At 34.9% G+C, this 15,930-nt stretch carries 20 protein-coding genes and 1 pseudogene; 17 read left to right on the forward strand and 4 right to left on the reverse strand.

All coding sequences use genetic code 11. From position 1 onward, the window contains the following. The first annotated feature begins 459 nt into the window (after positions 1 to 459). The 7 genes and pseudogenes from ACFSTA_RS17325 to ACFSTA_RS17355 all read left to right on the forward strand — a co-directional run bounded on the left by ACFSTA_RS17325 (position 460) and on the right by ACFSTA_RS17355 (position 5,929). A complete protein-coding gene (locus ACFSTA_RS17325) occupies positions 460 to 1,938 on the forward strand; it encodes a flotillin family protein (RefSeq protein ID WP_377558087.1) in 1,479 nt (492 codons plus the stop codon). An 85-nt stretch (positions 1,939 to 2,023) separates the two neighbouring features. Next, on the forward strand, positions 2,024 to 2,635 hold the full coding sequence (locus ACFSTA_RS17330) for a DedA family protein (RefSeq protein WP_377558088.1): 612 nt from the start codon (positions 2,024 to 2,026) through the stop codon (positions 2,633 to 2,635). Between the two features lie 62 nt (positions 2,636 to 2,697). Further along, the gene (locus tag ACFSTA_RS17335; RefSeq protein ID WP_377558089.1) at positions 2,698 to 3,726 is read left to right on the forward strand and encodes a Gfo/Idh/MocA family protein; all 1,029 of its coding nucleotides are present in this window, start codon (positions 2,698 to 2,700) and stop codon (positions 3,724 to 3,726) included. A gap of 22 nt (positions 3,727 to 3,748) precedes the next feature. Then, entirely contained in the window at positions 3,749 to 4,528 is a 780-nt protein-coding gene (locus ACFSTA_RS17340) for a class I SAM-dependent methyltransferase (protein ID WP_377558090.1), read from the forward strand. 12 nt (positions 4,529 to 4,540) lie between these two features. Beyond that, positions 4,541 to 4,699 (forward strand): annotated as a pseudogene (locus ACFSTA_RS17345) (DUF3626 domain-containing protein); the annotation flags it as partial. Positions 4,700 to 4,770: 71 nt separating this feature from the next. Further along, the gene (locus ACFSTA_RS17350) at positions 4,771 to 5,478 is read left to right on the forward strand and encodes a class I SAM-dependent methyltransferase (protein WP_377558092.1); all 708 of its coding nucleotides are present in this window, start codon (positions 4,771 to 4,773) and stop codon (positions 5,476 to 5,478) included. Between the two features lie 49 nt (positions 5,479 to 5,527). Beyond that, positions 5,528 to 5,929 (forward strand): hypothetical protein, encoded by a 402-nt coding sequence (locus tag ACFSTA_RS17355; RefSeq protein WP_377558093.1) that lies wholly within the window; start codon positions 5,528 to 5,530, stop codon positions 5,927 to 5,929. Between the two features lie 128 nt (positions 5,930 to 6,057). Here the strand turns inward: ACFSTA_RS17355 and ACFSTA_RS17360 are convergent, their stop codons facing one another. The 4 genes from ACFSTA_RS17360 to ACFSTA_RS17375 form a co-directional block, all read right to left on the reverse strand. After that, positions 6,058 to 6,417, reverse strand: a complete 360-nt coding sequence (locus tag ACFSTA_RS17360; RefSeq protein ID WP_377558094.1) for a hypothetical protein — start codon at positions 6,415 to 6,417, stop codon at positions 6,058 to 6,060. A gap of 114 nt (positions 6,418 to 6,531) precedes the next feature. Next, positions 6,532 to 8,088, reverse strand: a complete 1,557-nt coding sequence (locus ACFSTA_RS17365) for an ABC-F family ATP-binding cassette domain-containing protein (protein ID WP_377558095.1) — start codon at positions 8,086 to 8,088, stop codon at positions 6,532 to 6,534. 146 nt (positions 8,089 to 8,234) lie between these two features. Further along, a complete protein-coding gene (locus ACFSTA_RS17370; protein WP_377558096.1) occupies positions 8,235 to 8,678 on the reverse strand; it encodes a S1 domain-containing RNA-binding protein in 444 nt (147 codons plus the stop codon). A gap of 224 nt (positions 8,679 to 8,902) precedes the next feature. Beyond that, positions 8,903 to 9,568, reverse strand: coding sequence for a DUF1287 domain-containing protein (locus ACFSTA_RS17375; RefSeq protein ID WP_377558097.1), 666 nt, complete (start codon positions 9,566 to 9,568; stop codon positions 8,903 to 8,905). Positions 9,569 to 9,758: 190 nt separating this feature from the next. Here ACFSTA_RS17375 and ACFSTA_RS17380 point away from each other — a divergent pair, with 190 nt between their 5' ends. The 10 genes from ACFSTA_RS17380 to ACFSTA_RS17425 all read left to right on the forward strand — a co-directional run bounded on the left by ACFSTA_RS17380 (position 9,759) and on the right by ACFSTA_RS17425 (position 15,930). Next, positions 9,759 to 10,610, forward strand: coding sequence for a DegV family protein (locus tag ACFSTA_RS17380; protein WP_377558098.1), 852 nt, complete (start codon positions 9,759 to 9,761; stop codon positions 10,608 to 10,610). A 59-nt stretch (positions 10,611 to 10,669) separates the two neighbouring features. Further along, complete coding sequence (locus ACFSTA_RS17385; protein ID WP_377558099.1) at positions 10,670 to 11,227, forward strand: histidine phosphatase family protein; 558 nt, start codon at positions 10,670 to 10,672, stop codon at positions 11,225 to 11,227. An 81-nt stretch (positions 11,228 to 11,308) separates the two neighbouring features. Further along, on the forward strand, positions 11,309 to 11,701 hold the full coding sequence (locus tag ACFSTA_RS17390; protein ID WP_377558100.1) for a DUF3888 domain-containing protein: 393 nt from the start codon (positions 11,309 to 11,311) through the stop codon (positions 11,699 to 11,701). A 148-nt stretch (positions 11,702 to 11,849) separates the two neighbouring features. Next, positions 11,850 to 12,122 (forward strand): hypothetical protein, encoded by a 273-nt coding sequence (locus ACFSTA_RS17395; protein ID WP_377558101.1) that lies wholly within the window; start codon positions 11,850 to 11,852, stop codon positions 12,120 to 12,122. 36 nt (positions 12,123 to 12,158) lie between these two features. Beyond that, positions 12,159 to 13,151 (forward strand): phosphotransferase enzyme family protein, encoded by a 993-nt coding sequence (locus ACFSTA_RS17400; protein WP_377558102.1) that lies wholly within the window; start codon positions 12,159 to 12,161, stop codon positions 13,149 to 13,151. A gap of 11 nt (positions 13,152 to 13,162) precedes the next feature. Continuing rightward, positions 13,163 to 13,702: a histidine phosphatase family protein gene (locus ACFSTA_RS17405; protein WP_377558103.1), complete on the forward strand. Its 540-nt coding sequence runs from the start codon at positions 13,163 to 13,165 to the stop codon at positions 13,700 to 13,702. 81 nt (positions 13,703 to 13,783) lie between these two features. Next, complete coding sequence (locus tag ACFSTA_RS17410) at positions 13,784 to 14,227, forward strand: hypothetical protein (RefSeq protein ID WP_377558104.1); 444 nt, start codon at positions 13,784 to 13,786, stop codon at positions 14,225 to 14,227. A gap of 45 nt (positions 14,228 to 14,272) precedes the next feature. Further along, entirely contained in the window at positions 14,273 to 14,758 is a 486-nt protein-coding gene (locus tag ACFSTA_RS17415) for a hypothetical protein (RefSeq protein WP_377558105.1), read from the forward strand. Then, positions 14,742 to 15,242 (forward strand): hypothetical protein, encoded by a 501-nt coding sequence (locus ACFSTA_RS17420; protein WP_377558106.1) that lies wholly within the window; start codon positions 14,742 to 14,744, stop codon positions 15,240 to 15,242. The genes ACFSTA_RS17415 and ACFSTA_RS17420 overlap by 17 nt, the downstream gene beginning before the upstream one ends. A 220-nt stretch (positions 15,243 to 15,462) precedes the next feature. Beyond that, the gene (locus tag ACFSTA_RS17425; RefSeq protein ID WP_377558107.1) at positions 15,463 to 15,930 is read left to right on the forward strand and encodes a GNAT family N-acetyltransferase; all 468 of its coding nucleotides are present in this window, start codon (positions 15,463 to 15,465) and stop codon (positions 15,928 to 15,930) included.

Genomic DNA, 15,930 nt, shown 5'->3' on the forward strand with positions numbered 1-15,930 from the left:
TTCCTCCATATAGAGTAGCGATAATTTCAATATAAAGAGTATCTCCGTATTGTACATAAAGAGATGTCGTACAATAATATAATTCGAAAAATTTAATTTATTGTCTAGTAAAATATGTTAACATGATTAATGTGGAACTTTCATTGACAATCCATATCGTCAATTTTTACAAAAAGGAGGGGAAACGTGGGGAGAAAAATGACAATAAGGATTAATGTTGTAGTATAAAATGTTTTGGACTGGTTTAGGAAAATATAACGCTCCAGGAATGATTAATCGTATAAATTTCTCCTGACATTTCTACTACTTTTAGCGATTTCTAAAACTAGTACTAACTTCTTATTAAAAGTCTATATTAACAAATTTCATAATAATGAAACTTTTCGCAGGTGTAAATCGTTATGTAATAATGAGACCAACCAATTGGGGTCAATTTTTTAAAGAGGAGTGGATTAATACGTGTTACAGGATGCTTTATTCTTAGTGATACTGATTGTTGTAGGTGCAATCGTACTTATTGGAGGTTTAATTACGTTAATTATTTTTAGATTCCGTTATAAGACTGCTAGTTCTAATGAAGCACTTATTGTTACTGGACCTAATCTAGGGGATCCAGAAAAAGAGAGAAATGTATTCCAGGATGAAAACGGTCGTTCGGTTAAAATTATTCGTGGTGGCGGGTATCGCCTTCGTATGTTCCAAACGTCCACACCGATTGACTTAACTTCCTTTCAGCTACAAGTAAACTCGGACAAAGCATATACAAAAGAAGGTATTCCGGTACGAGTTAAGAGTACAGCCGTTATAAGTATCGGAAGTGAGTTAGAAATTATGGCAAATTTCGCCGAAAAATTCTTAGGGAAAAAGCAAAAGGAAAGGGAAGATGAATTAAAAGATGTACTTAACGGACATCTTCGTTCCATTATTGCTTCCCTACCTATTGAAAAGATTTATAATGATTTTAAAGAAGTTAATACACAGGTGAAAAAGATTGCAGAATCTGATTTAAAAGGAATGGGTTTTGAAATAACTTCCTTTGCACTGAACGATGTGGAGGATGTTGATCAAGAAAATGGTTATATCGATGCATTAGGTCGTCCTCACATTGCAGAAGTTCAGAAAAAAGCAAATAAAGCTGAATCCGATGCAGAAAAAGAAACGCGGATTTACCGTGCCAAGAATGAACAGGAAGCGAAAGAGGAAGAAAACCTTCGTCATATTGAGATTGCTGAATCTAAGAATGAAAAAGATATCAAACAGGCTGAGTTTGAAAGAGAAGCGAATAAAGCTAGGGCACAAGCAGAACAAGCTGGTGAGCTAGAACGGCAGAAATTAGCTCAGCAAGTAAAAGAAGAAGAGTTGAAAGTTAAATTTATTGAAAAACGTCGTGCAGTGGAGCTTGAAGAAGAAGAAAACAAGCGTCGCCGTTCTATTGCCGATACGGAAGCATATAAAACGACGAAGGAAGCAGAAGCAGAAGCGGAAAAAGAGCGCATCAAAGGGGAGTCAGAAGCAGAAGTTATTCGTCAGCGTGGTATTGCGGAAGCCGATTCAAAAGAGCGTATGGCACAAGCGATGGAAAAATATGGTGAAGCAGCTATTATGGAAATGCTTATCAATGTTTTACCAGAATACGCTGAAAAAGTATCTGCTCCTTTATCACAAATTAAAGATATGAAGGTTATTGATATGGGTGGCTCTAATTCACAGGGAGGTTCTGCCAAAATAGCAAATAGTGTGACGTCTACGATGCTAGGAATTCAAGAATCATTAAAGGAAGCAACGGGGATTGATATGAAAGAGATGCTAGAAACTTATGTATCACGTGGAAGGAATAAAAATGTAAGAGAACCAGAGTATGAAGTTGCCGTTACCAAGGAAGAAAACGAGCAACCAGAGGTTACAGAAGATGAGGGAACAGATAACGAAAAAGTATAAACTAAATTTATTTCTTACGGGTGCTATTCATACATGAGAATAGCATCTGTTTTAATTATTGGTCCGACTATTTTGGAGGTGAAAGATGGAAAATTGGTTGATAGAAATTATGAATGAATATGGGTATATGGGCATCATGGCACTTATTGCGATTGAAAATATCTTTCCTCCTGTGCCGTCGGAAGTGATATTAACTTTTGGTGGATATATGACAACCACTTCAAACTTAACGATTATTGGTGTTGTGCTATCTTCCACAGCAGGATCTGTAGTTGGCGCAATTGTTCTCTATATAATTGGCTTACAATTAGATGTTGAGAGGTTAGAAAAAATTGTTCATAGATGGGGTCACATTCTTCGTATGAAAAAACAGGATATACATAAAGCAGATGCGTGGTTTGATAAATATGGTCCATGGACAGTATTCTTTTGTCGTTTCGTACCACTAATACGTAGTTTAATTTCTATTCCCGCTGGTATGTCCCATATGAATGTTGGATTATTTCTTTTTTTCACTACTATTGGAACATTGATATGGAACGTTGTTCTAGTTTACTTAGGTGCATCAATTGGTGCTTCCTGGGAAGTGATTGTAGATAACTTAAGAGTCTACTCTCGAGTGGTATATGCGGTATTAGCCGTATTAGTAATTGGATTAATTATTATTTTGTTTAAGAGAGGGAGAAAAGCAAGGTAAGTGTCATTCAAGTAGTTAAAAATGTTAGAATATATTAATAACAGTTTTGGAGGAGGAAATATATGATGAAAGTAGGAATAATCGGTGGAGGATTTGGATTGAATGTACAAGCACCTATTATAAATTCACACCCTAATATGACAGTTACGGCAGTTAGTACGATGAAACGTCATCGATTACCAGAGGAAGTATCAAGTTGGGATACACTTCCAGTTCATTATAAGAATTGGACAGAAATGATAAATAATGAAGAAATCGATCTTTTATTTGTTAGTTCCATGCCAATTTATCATTATGAAATGGTTAAGTATGCATTGGAACATGGAATCAAAAATATAGTTTGCGAGAAACCTTTTACTCGTAATCAAGTGGAATCGGAACAACTATTAAAGCTGTCTAAACAGTACGATGCTAAAGTTATACTAGATTTTGAATGGCGATATGTTCCTGGTCGTCAAAAAGTGAAAGAAATAATTGATAAAAATGAAATCGGTGATATTTTACATTTTGAGTATCATGTGTCAAACCCACAATACCAAAGATTAAAGTCCACTAAACGTGGTTGGTTGGGTGAAAAAGAAAAACATGGAGGTATGTTAGGCGCATTAGGATCGCATATGATTGACTATATGAGATGGATTGTTACAGACGATATAGAGACCGTGAATGGATTATTACATACTCATGTTCCAGAAGGTGGAGGAGAAGTAAGAGATGCAGATGATGCATTCTTTATTCATGGTGTGTTTAAGAAAAATTCTACTTTTTCCCTACAATTTTTATCTGGTGTAAATCATGGTTCGGGCTCTAGTTTGAAGGTTTATGGTAGTGAAGGAACGATAACATTAATGAATGATAAAGAATTGAGTCTTGGGAAAGCAACAGAACAATTAGGAGAAGTAACTGTTCCAGAAAAAGAGACTGGCCCATCAACACTTTCATCGAGGGCACAATCTTATTATCATGCATTTTATCCATATTTATCAAAAGTTTATGATTATATTGCTCATCATAAACAAGATCCGAACTTACCGACTATTGAAGATGGTCATGAAAGTCAAGTGGTAATAGATCGAATTTTAGGTTTGTAGTTCTTATGAGTAGAGGTGAGACATGGGATTAATAAACCCTTCGACGCTTTCAGGATGGCTTAGACCACACTCCATTGAATGGTATGAGCAACTTAGTAAGTTACAAGGTAAATACGCATATACGTGGAACACTAGTTATGTAGACCCCAATGGAGAATCTATATTTGATAAAGAAGTTGCTAGAATGATAGTAAATAAAAAAGTGTTAGATGTTGGTTGTGGACATGGAGAATATACCATTCAATGTAGCTTGTTAGCGGAAGAAATAGTTGGTTTTGATGTGACAGATGATTTCATAATAATGGCAGAAAAAAATAATCAGCCAAATGTTACTTTTGTTAAAGGAAGTACCAAATATGGGTTCCCTTTTGAAAAAGATGAATTTGACTGCGCGTATATTCGTAAAGGTCCGACATCTTCCTACCCACTTCTTGAACAAGTAGTAAAAAAGGGTGGCAATATTCTTGGTCTACATCCTGGTGATGATTTAGGGAAAGAATTACCTATTTTATTTCCAAATCTCTTCGAGGATTCGAATGGCAGTCCTATCCTAGATGCGGTTAGACGCAAACTCGATTTAAGTAGATTTAAAAGTATAGATATCGAATCTGTAAACAGTACAGAATACCTCCAGTCTCCTTTGGATGTATTAAAGTTACGTTGTTTTGGTCAGCCTCCACAAATATATGACTTCTTGAAAGAGCAAAATTTAGTAGATATATCTAGGATTTTTGAACGAAATGCTACCAAGCAAGGGTTACCGTTAACATTTTTGCATTATTTAGTTCGTGTGACTGTTTAGTTATATGCTTCTAATAATCATATCAATGCTAGTTTAATTGGATCGGCTGTTATGGATTTAAAGCAAAATCCTGATTCTTGGAGCGATCGAAGAAGCTATGAGGTGGTGCTTCAGGAATTGAAATTGTTGTGGCACGTATTAGTAAGATGTGGAAAGCCTATCCGGGAATAGGTTCATAGGTGCGAACGTATGAAGGTAGATCCTGTAACCTAATTTTATGATTAATGGAAAAGAGGTTAGCTATGAAAGAAAAAGTGATAGATACCTTTAATCAGCTTGCTATCGTGTATGAAAAATCGATAGATACGGAAGGTTTATATAACAGTGAATATGAAAGACCTACTATGTTAGAACAATTACCTAAAGATTTGTTGCATAAAGATGTTCTTGACGCCGGATGTGCCGCAGGGTGGTATACCCATCAATTAGTCAATAGAGGAGCAAAGGTCATTGCAACTGACGTTAGTCCAGAGATGATTCGTACTACTCAAAGACGTGTTGGGGATAAAGCTAAGGTTATATGCATGGATTTAGAAGGAGAAATGGCATTTGAAGAAAATTCGTTTGATATTATAATAAGTTCTCTTACCCTTCACTATGTTAAGGATTGGGAGGTAACCTTTAATGAATTTAAAAGAATATTAAAACCAAATGGAATGTTATTGTTTTCTGTTCATCATCCCTTTACAGATCTTAGATTACTTCAAAATGCAAGTTATTTTTCAACCGAACTAATTACTGATGTATGGAAAAAAGATGGGAAAACATATGAGGTTCCCTTTTACCGAAGACCACTTCACACTATATTAAATACAACTCTGAAGTATTTTTCGATCGAAAAAGTCATAGAACCTCAACCAACCTTGAATTTTAAGGAACGAGCACCCGAAAAATATGAACACCTTTTAAAAAACCCCCAATTTTTAATCATTAAAGCAATTTCTAAGTAATGCGTTTTTCAACTGGATAGCTTACAAAAATAGGAGGTGGATGTAGCTAATGGAGTCTAATAATCAATTAGAAAAGTTTACAATTATGCATGATCAATTTACTCGTAATTGGAATGAAGCAATGAATTCTGGAGAAACCTGTACATTAGAGAGAATGACTGAAAATTATTATGTTGCTTTTTTTAGGGGTGTACATGATCAACCTACTATGTTTCAAAGGGAAGAGGCTGTTAGTGGGATGAAACAATCTGTCCATCAATTATTAGGTGCTAAGAAGAAATTTGAAAATAGGGTTATTCGTTTAAGAGATGATGGAAATGCGGTAGTGTTCTATGAACAGGTAATAGAAAAAGAAGGAAAGACATTAGCAAGACTCTTTACGATAGAAAACTGGCTATATACCAATGGAAGATGGATGATTGCTAGGGAAATTGAAGAAGCGGTTAGTTGATAAGGTTACTAATTTTGTCAAAGCAATGTTTGCAACAACCGTATAGATAATATAGTGAAAAATAATTGTATGTAATGTAAAAATAACTCAGTTCAAGGAACTGGGTTATTTTAGTAAATAAGTGATGATTATTCCGTATCATATTCAAAATCCGCTACGTTGTTATCATTTTCCTCTGTATTGTAACGGAGATATTCATAGTTTGAAGTCGGCACTCTATTTGTAACAATTCCATTTTCATCTTTGTAAATTTCATATTCGCGGTAAATTTCTAAGATCTCACCTTTTTCTTCTCTCGTTTCTTCCAATACATATTGGGTAGAATCGGGAAGAGAAGGTTCGTCTACTATGGAACTCACACTTTCTGTCTCATCATGTATCGTATAATAATTTGATTTCTCATCACGATCAGATACAGTAGGCGCTTCTAGAAATCCAACGAGAACAAAAATGCCTAGTAAACCAAGTAAAGACAAAGACGCTCTCATCATTCTTCCCCCTTTCCATCACAAGCTCGTATTAATGTATATGCACGGACAAGAGAAAAAAGAAGGTGCCTGTCACCGACAAAATTCGACAGGTGACAGGCACCAGGAAGAAGTTTAAAAGGCTTTTGTGGTCCAGTTTTCACAGTTCCAAGTATCTGTTACGATTTCTTCGTAGAAGTCTGGTTCGTGTGAGATGAGGAGAACGCTACCTTTGTATTCTTTTAGTGCTTGTTTTAGTTCTTTTTTTGCGTCTTGGTCTAAGTGGTTGGTGGGTTCATCAAGGACAAGTAAGTTCGTTTCTTGATTGATTAGCTTACAGAGTCGGACCTTCGCCTTTTCACCACCACTTAATACTTGGACTTTACTTTCAATATGTTTCGTCGTAAGACCGCATTTCGCCAAGGAAGCACGAACTTCATATTGAGTCAGATGAGGAAATTCATCCCAAACTTCATCAATACACGTATTTTGATTTGATACTTTAATTTCTTGTTCGAAATATCCGATGTGCAAGTGCTCTCCAAGCTGAACAGTACCGGATAATGCTGGAATCTCACCAAGTATACTTCGAAGTAGTGTTGTCTTACCAATACCATTTGCTCCGTATAAAGCAATTTTTTGTCCTCGTTCCATTGATAAATGGAGCGGTTTGGCAAGGGGCTCATCATAACCAATAACGAGATCTGTAGTTTCAAAAAGATATTTTCCTGGTGTTCTCGCTTGTTTAAATCGAAATTCCGGCTTTGGCTTTTCCGCATCTAATTCAATAACGTCCATCTTATCCAACTTTTTCTGACGGGACATTGCCATTTTACTCGTTGCAGCATTGGCTTTATTTCTAGCTACAAAGTCTTTTAAGTTGGCGATTTCTTTTTGTTGTTTTTTGTAAGCTGCTGCTAGCTGTTGCTTTTTCATATCATACACACGAAGAAATTCATTATAGTCCCCTGGATAGCGGGTTAGTTCTTGATTTTCCATATGATAAATCAAATTAACGACGCTATTTAAAAATGGTATATCATGAGAGACAAGAATAAACGCATGTTCATATACTAATAAATAATTTTTTAACCATTCAATGTGGTCTACATCTAAATAGTTTGTTGGTTCATCTAGTAATAATATATCTGGTTTTTCTAGAAGTAACTTAGCAAGCAATACTTTTGTACGTTGACCACCACTTAAGTCATGTACATCACGATCTAATCCAAAGTCATCCAAACCGAGTCCATTGGCAACTTCCTCTACTTTAGCATCAATTGTATAGAAATCATTGTTGGTTAAAGAATCTTGCATCCGTCCTGTTTCTTCGAGAAGTGTTTCTAATTCATCTGGTTCTACTTCTCCCATTTTTGCAAATAAAAGATTCATCTCTTCTTCCATATCGTATAAATATTGAAAGGCAGTACGTAAAACATCACGGATTGTCATACCTTGCTTCAAATTAGAATGTTGGTCTAAATAACCAATGCGAGTATGTTTAGACCACGTAATATTTCCGGCATCAGGTTCTAATTTACCTGTAATAATATTCATAAATGTAGACTTACCTTCACCGTTGGCACCAATAAGCCCAATATGTTCTCCTTGTAATAACCGAAAAGACACGTCATCAAAGATTGCACGATCTCCAAATCCGTGGCTTAGGTTTTTAACTGTCAGTAAACTCATGAAAAAACACCTTTTCCTTCTAAAGTACATTCTAATCTATTATATAGGTCATTGCTAAAAAACGATAGTGCAGGCAACAAAAAAGGCAAGCCTGTTTAACCAGGTTTGCCTTCATTTATATAAGAAGTACCAACAAACAGTAGTGATTACCCACGTCTACCGCCTCTACCACCGCGTTTTCCTTCTGTATTACGTTTTAAGGTTGATAAATTCTCTTCACTAGACTTTAAAAATTTATTCATCTTATCTTCAAAGCTTTCCTTCTTTTGAAAATTTCCTTTCGAACGAAAGTCTTTTGAGCGTTTATCTCCCTTGTGTGATGGACGCTTAGAAAACGAAGATGTTTGTCCTTCCGGCTTTTCAATAGCTTTTTTAATAGAAAGTGCAATTTTACCTTCACTTTCACTAATAACCTTTACTTCGGTTTCATCTCCAACTTTAAGATGGTCATTAACGTCCTTTACATAGCTATCCGCTACCTCACTAATGTGCACAAGTCCTGTTGTGCCACCTGGTAATTCTACGAATGCACCAAAATTTGTTATTCCTGTTACTTTACCTTTTACCTTACTGCCTACTTCGATTGACAAGAAAGTTCCCCCTTAATAATTTTAAGAACACCTTATTATAACAAATTCTTGAACATTTTCAATTAGTGATTCTCTATAAGCAAAAAATAATACCTATTTCCATAATATGGCCCACACCTTCTTTTCTTGTAGTGCCAAAAGTTCTGATACGTAAATATTTAGAAAATAGAACAAAAATAGCCTATTTTCTATGGGAAGAAAACCGGCTATTCAACTGCGAATTGCTATTTAAATAATCTTGCAACATCACGTGGCTGCCATTCTTTTTTCTTATGTTCCTTTACAAAGATAAGCTTTGGATGTGCCTCGACTTCATCATATGTTCCATCTTCATGAACGTAGGTAACGAGTGTTGCATGATACCTTCCATAAAAGACAATATCTCCTATTTGCGGTGTATCTGCTTGCCTGATTAACAAATCGTTTCCTTTCGCATAATCATAAACATTTCTAACCCGTCTGTAAAAGAATGGGGTATCTGGCGTGTTAGAGCCTTCATCGGTTTCATAATGTTCAGGGGACTCTTCGAAATCATCTCTTAAAAGTTGAGCAAGGGAGATTCCTGCTTGCCCAAATACAATTCGAGGAACATCGATGCAAACAATGAACCCCATTTTTCCACCGATATCGTAGAAACTTCCTTTCAATGGATCGTACAACGTGCCAACGAGGTCTCTCGCATTTGATGTAATTTCTACTTCATTGGTAATCCCATTCTTATTAGTATCACTAGTTAAGGAGAATTGGTTCTCCATTTGTGTAGAGTTGTCAACGTACGATGTATACTGGTCATCATTATAACTGTGGAAGATAAAAAAATAACCAACGATCACGATAAATATACCGATTAATATACTGGTCGTTCTAATTATTTTTATTATCAAAAGCATGGTAAACCTACTCTCCTTAGATACTTCTCATTCAACTTTGTTCCTTATAATTATAAATTATATTGTCAAAATTGTATATTACATGAATTATTTGCATTCATCGATTAGTACCTATTACTAACACTTGGTATAATCTGCATTTAACTGTATAATTATATGTAATAAGAGGATAACAGAATGGTGGGGTAGCATGGTAAAAAAGAAAATTGCAATTGTGACAGACAGTACGGCTTTTTTAACGGAGGAATTAAGAAATCATCCGGATGTTTATGTAGTACCAATTATAATTATTTCGAACGGAAAAGAGTATGAGGATGGGGGCGACTTATCTTCAGAACAGCTATATGAAATTATACGTAACGAGAAAGAAGTGCCTAAAACCTCACAGCCTTCCGTCGGTAGATTTACAGACTTATATGAATTGCTTAAAGAAAACTACGATGCCGCAATTGCAATCCATGTATCCAATAAACTAAGTGGAACCATTTCAAGCTCAACATCTGGAAAAGATCAAGTGGATTTTGAGGTGGAAGTAATTGATTCCTACTCTCTTTCCTTTTCGATTACAACATTAATCCAAAAAGGCTTGGAACTAGCTGAAAGGGACGTACAATTGACTGAAATAGCCAATGAACTTCGAGCTGCGGCAAAACAATCTCGGAATTTGATATTACTTGGTAGCTTAGAACAACTGTATAAAGGTGGAAGAATGTCTGGAGCGCAATTTTTACTAGGTAACTTCTTAAAAATAAAACCGATCCTTTCGATTAACGAGGAAGGTGAACTGGGGTTATTGGAGCGGATTCGTTCAGAAAAAAAAGCGACGACTAAAATAGTTAGCTTGTTTAGAAAATCTTGCGAAGAAAACAGCGTAAAACAAGTTGGAATTATGCATGCAAATGAGCTGCATAAGGCACAAGATCTAAAGCAACGCATCGAACAACAAGTACCAAACCTAGACATCATCATCGGAGAAATCAGCTCATCCCTAATCGTCCACGGTGGCGAAGGATCCCTAGCCCTATTCTGGAACGAAGAATAACAAGGTGCCTGTCACCGACAAATTTCGACGGGTGACAGGCACCTAAAAGGGGAGAAGATATGGTAACAAAATTATATTTAACGCGGCATGCGCATTCTGTTTATACTCCGGATGAATGGAATAGACCTTTATCAAAAAGAGGTCTAACTGATGCTAAAAAAGTTACGCAAATTTTAGCAAATGAGAATATAGATGTTGTTCTTTCGAGTCCTTACAAGAGGGCCGTACAAACTGTTGAGGGAGTCGCAAATACAATTGGAAAAGGCGTTATTCATGTAGAAGACTATAAAGAACGAAGGCTATCAGAAGCAGCGGTTGATGATTTCGATGCTGCTATCACGAAAGTTTGGGAAGATTTTACGTTTGCTTGGCCAGGTGGAGAATCTAATATTGTTGCACAAAATAGAGGAATACAGGCAATCTTTGAAACGTTGGAAACATACGAAGGGAAAAACGTTGTAATCGGGACACATGGAAATTTGATGGTATTAATGATGAATTATTTTAACTCTAGTTTTGATTTTTATTTTTGGAAAGAACTTGATATGCCTGATATTTATGCATTAACATTTGCAAAAACAGAGTTAGTAAAAACTAAACGGATTTGGACTGTATGAAATGTATGAAGCTAAAAGATAGTATGGGAAATAAGTGAATAAATTTATCCACTCTTAACGAAACTATTACTGGGTGATAATATGAAAAAAATAACAATAATATTGGCTATTACAATTTATTTGTTTAATTTTATACCAGTATATGCAGAACCAATAAACGATGCCGAAACAGAACTAAATGATACACTAGTATTTGCGTTGATTAGTAGCTTAAGAAAACCTGTGGATACAGCTATTTCTGAGATTTATAAAGATGATGAGGATGCACCAAGTCACCTTAATTGGGATGCGTATGATACGGAATTACTTCACATCAAACAGGTGTATGGTGTAGGTGGATTGTATGAGATAACGTTAAAAGTCTTTCCTTATTATGGCCCGCATAATAGTTATGGAATAGACGAGATTGTTGTAAATACGAGTGGTGAGGTCGTTAGCTATAAACATATAAAAACGTATACGAAACCTTATTAAACGTGAATACATTTATTAGAAGATCGTCTTTGTAGGCGGTCTTTTATTTTTGTCTACTATTTCGGAAAAATTTGATTTTGCATAACGATCAATGGGATATTATGTTAATATTTATTTGAATAGTTATAAAGGAGAGTTATTGGAATTGATGAGTACTGACATAACAGAGATGTTTATCAAAACGTGTGTGTTTACTTTGTCAATAGTTACCCTGAGTGCATGTGGCGATACGGAAAAAGTTGAACATGTTGAGGAAGGGGACATCCTCACAGAAGAAATTCAAGAACCATCAACTATTCTAATAAAAGAAGACACCATCAAAATATTCCAGGAAGAATACTTACCAGACGAAGAAAATCTATCAGAAGATGAGAAAGATGAAATTAAAAAGCATGTATTATCGTATATGGATATGTTGTAAAACAAAACGTATTAATTATTAGAAGGAGCGCTTACTGTGGAAAGAATAGTGGAACAAGTATTTACAAAAGAAGTAATGGATCAAGCAATTGATCGATTTTCTGTGCAAAAGGAATATAAAAAACTAGGAGACTTTGAAAATTATGTATTTGAAGTTTACAAGAAAGATACTCCATATATTTTACGAATTACGCACAGCTCTCATCGTAGTGAGGAAGAGGTTATATCAGAACTGGACTGGATGAATTATTTGTACAGAGCAGGTGTGAACGTGCCAAGAACTTATGAATCTGTAGACGGATTACATGTTGTGACGATCCCAGCAGAGGATGGAAGCTTTTTTTATTGTAGTTTATTTTCAAAAGCAAAAGGAGAACCAATTCGTGTGAATGACGAACGATTTAATAGTGAATTGTTTTTTGCATGGGGAAAAGCAATTGGAAAAATGCATTATGCAACAAAAACGTATGTGCGAAATGAAAAAGTTACAAGAAGACCGTATTGGCATGAAGACGATTTGATCCCTATTGAAAATTACATCTCAAAGGAAGAGGAGACAGTAATTCAAAATACCAAACAGTTAATCAATCAACTCATCGAATTACCACAAACGAAAGAGAATTTCGGATTGCTTCATACAGATATCCATTCAGGTAATTTCTTTTTTGATGGTAGTGAAATTCACATATTTGACTTTGATGATTGTTGCTACCATTGGTTTTGTTCTGATATAGCTATTCCATTATATTATTCCGTCTTGTATCGTTATCCACAAGGAGAAAGGAAAATAAGAAATGAGTTTGCCATCGAATTTATACAATCATTTATGGAAGGGTATAAAACAGAAAATGAACCACCAGAACAATGGAAGAACCAAATAGGTTTGTTTTTCCGGCTTAGAGATATCATGCTATATTCTGTTCTACATAAAAAAATTCCCCAAGAAGAACGAAGTGAAAAAATAAATGCTTTGCTAGCAGAATTAAAAGCTAGGATTGAAAAAGAGGAAACGATAGTAGATGTAGTCTAGGAGTGATTAGGTTGAAAAGGATTTACATTGTGAGGCATTGTAAAGCAGAGGGGCAGCCAGCCGAAGCTTCACTTACAGAAGAGGGCCAAACACAAGCACTGGAATTATGTCATTTTTTCTCTTCTGTAAAAATTGACCGGATTGTTTCGAGTCCATTTCAACGAGCAATCCAGACAATACAGCCATTGGCAAACCAGAGTCATCTAGAAGTGGAACTGGATAATCGATTAAAGGAACGTGTACTTAGCAATCAGAATCTACCTGATTGGATGGAAAAACTACAAACTACATATGAGGATGTGCATGTGAAGTTTGCCGGTGGAGAGTCAAGTCAGGAAGCGATGAACAGAATTGTAGAAGTTGTTTTGGAAATATTTAATAGTGGTAGTGAAAATACAGTAATGGTAACTCATGGAAATATTATGTCGTTACTACTTAAACATTTTGATAATGAATTCGAATTTGAGGATTGGAAGAAGTTAAGTAACCCAGATGTATATGTATTGAAATGTGAAAACTTTCGAGTGAAATACGAACGAATCTGGAAGTAGCGAATTTTTTGTCTTGATTTCCAAAATAAGTAGGATTTTCCATCGGTAAATGGTCATACTAAAAGGAAAAAGGACTATCTGATGGTTGGACTTCTTATTGCTATTATTGTATTTAACTTTGTAGCATTCAAAACAAATAAACTTTCAGCAAAACAAATTGCACATATATGGGCATTTACAATCGCATTCCAAATGAGTTTCGATAATTTTATTGATGTGAAATATCATGCTTATTGGTATTTTAACAAAGAGATTAGTTGGGCAGATTTACCAACACATACTGTATTAATTCCACCAGTAAATATGATGTTTTTAAATTGGTATCCTTTTCAAGGTGCATTACGAAAACAAGTACAATACTTCGTTTTTTGGGTAATAGCATTAACCATGTATGAGTTACTGACATTACTACCTGAGCCTTGGGGATATTTTAATTATGGATGGTGGAATATATGGTATTCCGCAGTTATTGATCCAATATTGCTTTCAATCTTATTGTTATACTACAAGAAATTTATTAAATGAATAAAGGTCAAGGGGGGAAATTAAAAGAAGCAAGGGAGCTCTAATATGGCTTTACCAATATCTATTGTTCTAACAATTTTCACATTATATATTGCGTTCTTTATGAAAAAGAACTTTTCATTTTTGCATAATGCTATATTGTTTATGGTTATTGCAATTGTTACCAAAAATTATTTTACAATCATGATTATGGAACTAAAACTTTTAAAAAGCACGGAAGATTCTACATTATTCGTATGCTTTCTAATATATCGTGATATCATGATTCCCATGTTAGTAGTCATATTTTTGAATTTGTTTATGAAAACGGAACTTAGATACAGAAGAATGATAATTTTTATCGGAGCAATTGGCTCATTTTTATTTATTGATGTTTTTTTCATTTACTTTGATATCGTGGAATGGATTCAGTGGAATTTATTCTTTGCATTGATTGTCAATGTTGGCTACATGATTGTAGGATTTGGAATTAGTAAGTTATTACTATGTATTAGAGATTGGGAAGGAATACAACATGAAAGTAATTTATGAAGAGTCATTTGACTTAAATGAGTGGTTTGTAATTATTATCTTCGTTGTTACGGCTGCTCTTATATGGATTACTCCAAAAATATTTTCTGTTATAGAAAGTATCGCTTACTTTGTATTTGGTTTTTTTTGGGGAATGTTTTTCGACCATACGTTAAGCACTAAGCCATGGGATTTTTATGATGTTAATGATAACTCCTCTTATCAAATTATAGATGTCTTGAGCTATGCTATGTATGGACCATTTAGTTATTTTTTTATATACCTGTACGTTCGGTTGAACATACATGGATTTTACAATCTACTTTATATCTTTATTTGGTGTTGTTTATCTCTTGTAATGGAATGGGTTGGAGTGAAGATTGGCGTTTTCCATTATGACAAAGGGTATAACATGTTTTGGTCCTTTCCAATTTACGCATTTGTTCAAAGTACACAAATTATGTTTTACCACTTGATACTAAAAAAGAATGCCTCGGAAAGTTGAGTGTCTGGAGACAGAGTGATCAGGAAAATTTAATAATTTTCAGGGAGGTTATCCATTGAGTTTCGAAAATAAAGTAGCTCTCATTACAGGTGGTACTTCGGGAATAGGTCTATGTGTAGCACAAAGTCTCGCTCGTGGTGGAGCATTAACATATGTTGTATCTTAGTCAAAAGTGAATGATTAATATTCAAAGAAAGGTAAGATGGGGGATTTTTGACAATTGAAGAAGGTTCGTTTAGAGATGGTAGAAAAAGAGAATCGAATGGATTTTTTCAAATACCTGCTTTTAGCTGATGAAAGCGAGGAAGTAGTAAAACAGTATGTATATGATGGAGACATGTTTTCCATTCATTATGAAAATCGAATAGCAGGTGTCGTGTTATTTACATTACATCAAAATCAGGTTGTTGAATTAAAAAATATAGGCTTAGATCGGAACTTCCGAGGAAGTGGAATAGGGAAGATAGTTCTACTAGAAGCATATGAAAAATATGCTGGAATGCATAAAATGGTTGTTGGCACAGCGAATTCCAGTATTGGAAATTTGGCATTTTATCAAAAAGCTGGTTTTAGAATAATTGGGGTAAAAAAGGATTTTTTTCTCCATTACCCACAACCTATTTTTGAAAATGGAATTAGAGCTATGGACATGGTGATGTTTGAGAAGGAATTAAAGTTGGGGGAGTAA

The sequence above is a fragment of the Ornithinibacillus salinisoli genome, from assembly GCF_042684965.1.
GTDB classification, from domain to species: Bacteria; Bacillota; Bacilli; order Bacillales; family Amphibacillaceae; genus Ornithinibacillus; species Ornithinibacillus salinisoli.

What these genes read in the sequence shown, in the direction of transcription:
- ACFSTA_RS17365 (WP_377558095.1), bottom strand. Translation starts at nt 8,088, where the DNA reads ATGAGTTTACTGACAGTTAAAAACCTAAGCCACGGATTTGGAGATCGT.
- ACFSTA_RS17390 (WP_377558100.1), top strand. Translation starts at nt 11,309, where the DNA reads ATGAAAAAAATAACAATAATATTGGCTATTACAATTTATTTGTTTAAT.
- ACFSTA_RS17395 (WP_377558101.1), top strand. Translation starts at nt 11,850, where the DNA reads ATGAGTACTGACATAACAGAGATGTTTATCAAAACGTGTGTGTTTACT.
- ACFSTA_RS17380 (WP_377558098.1), top strand. Translation starts at nt 9,759, where the DNA reads ATGGTAAAAAAGAAAATTGCAATTGTGACAGACAGTACGGCTTTTTTA.
- ACFSTA_RS17335 (WP_377558089.1), top strand. Translation starts at nt 2,698, where the DNA reads ATGATGAAAGTAGGAATAATCGGTGGAGGATTTGGATTGAATGTACAA.
- ACFSTA_RS17340 (WP_377558090.1), top strand. Translation starts at nt 3,749, where the DNA reads ATGGGATTAATAAACCCTTCGACGCTTTCAGGATGGCTTAGACCACAC.
- ACFSTA_RS17330 (WP_377558088.1), top strand. Translation starts at nt 2,024, where the DNA reads ATGGAAAATTGGTTGATAGAAATTATGAATGAATATGGGTATATGGGC.
- ACFSTA_RS17355 (WP_377558093.1), top strand. Translation starts at nt 5,528, where the DNA reads ATGGAGTCTAATAATCAATTAGAAAAGTTTACAATTATGCATGATCAA.
- ACFSTA_RS17350 (WP_377558092.1), top strand. Translation starts at nt 4,771, where the DNA reads ATGAAAGAAAAAGTGATAGATACCTTTAATCAGCTTGCTATCGTGTAT.
- ACFSTA_RS17415 (WP_377558105.1), top strand. Translation starts at nt 14,273, where the DNA reads ATGGCTTTACCAATATCTATTGTTCTAACAATTTTCACATTATATATT.
- ACFSTA_RS17420 (WP_377558106.1), top strand. Translation starts at nt 14,742, where the DNA reads ATGAAAGTAATTTATGAAGAGTCATTTGACTTAAATGAGTGGTTTGTA.
- ACFSTA_RS17385 (WP_377558099.1), top strand. Translation starts at nt 10,670, where the DNA reads ATGGTAACAAAATTATATTTAACGCGGCATGCGCATTCTGTTTATACT.
- ACFSTA_RS17360 (WP_377558094.1), bottom strand. Translation starts at nt 6,417, where the DNA reads ATGAGAGCGTCTTTGTCTTTACTTGGTTTACTAGGCATTTTTGTTCTC.
- ACFSTA_RS17375 (WP_377558097.1), bottom strand. Translation starts at nt 9,568, where the DNA reads ATGCTTTTGATAATAAAAATAATTAGAACGACCAGTATATTAATCGGT.
- ACFSTA_RS17410 (WP_377558104.1), top strand. Translation starts at nt 13,784, where the DNA reads ATGGTTGGACTTCTTATTGCTATTATTGTATTTAACTTTGTAGCATTC.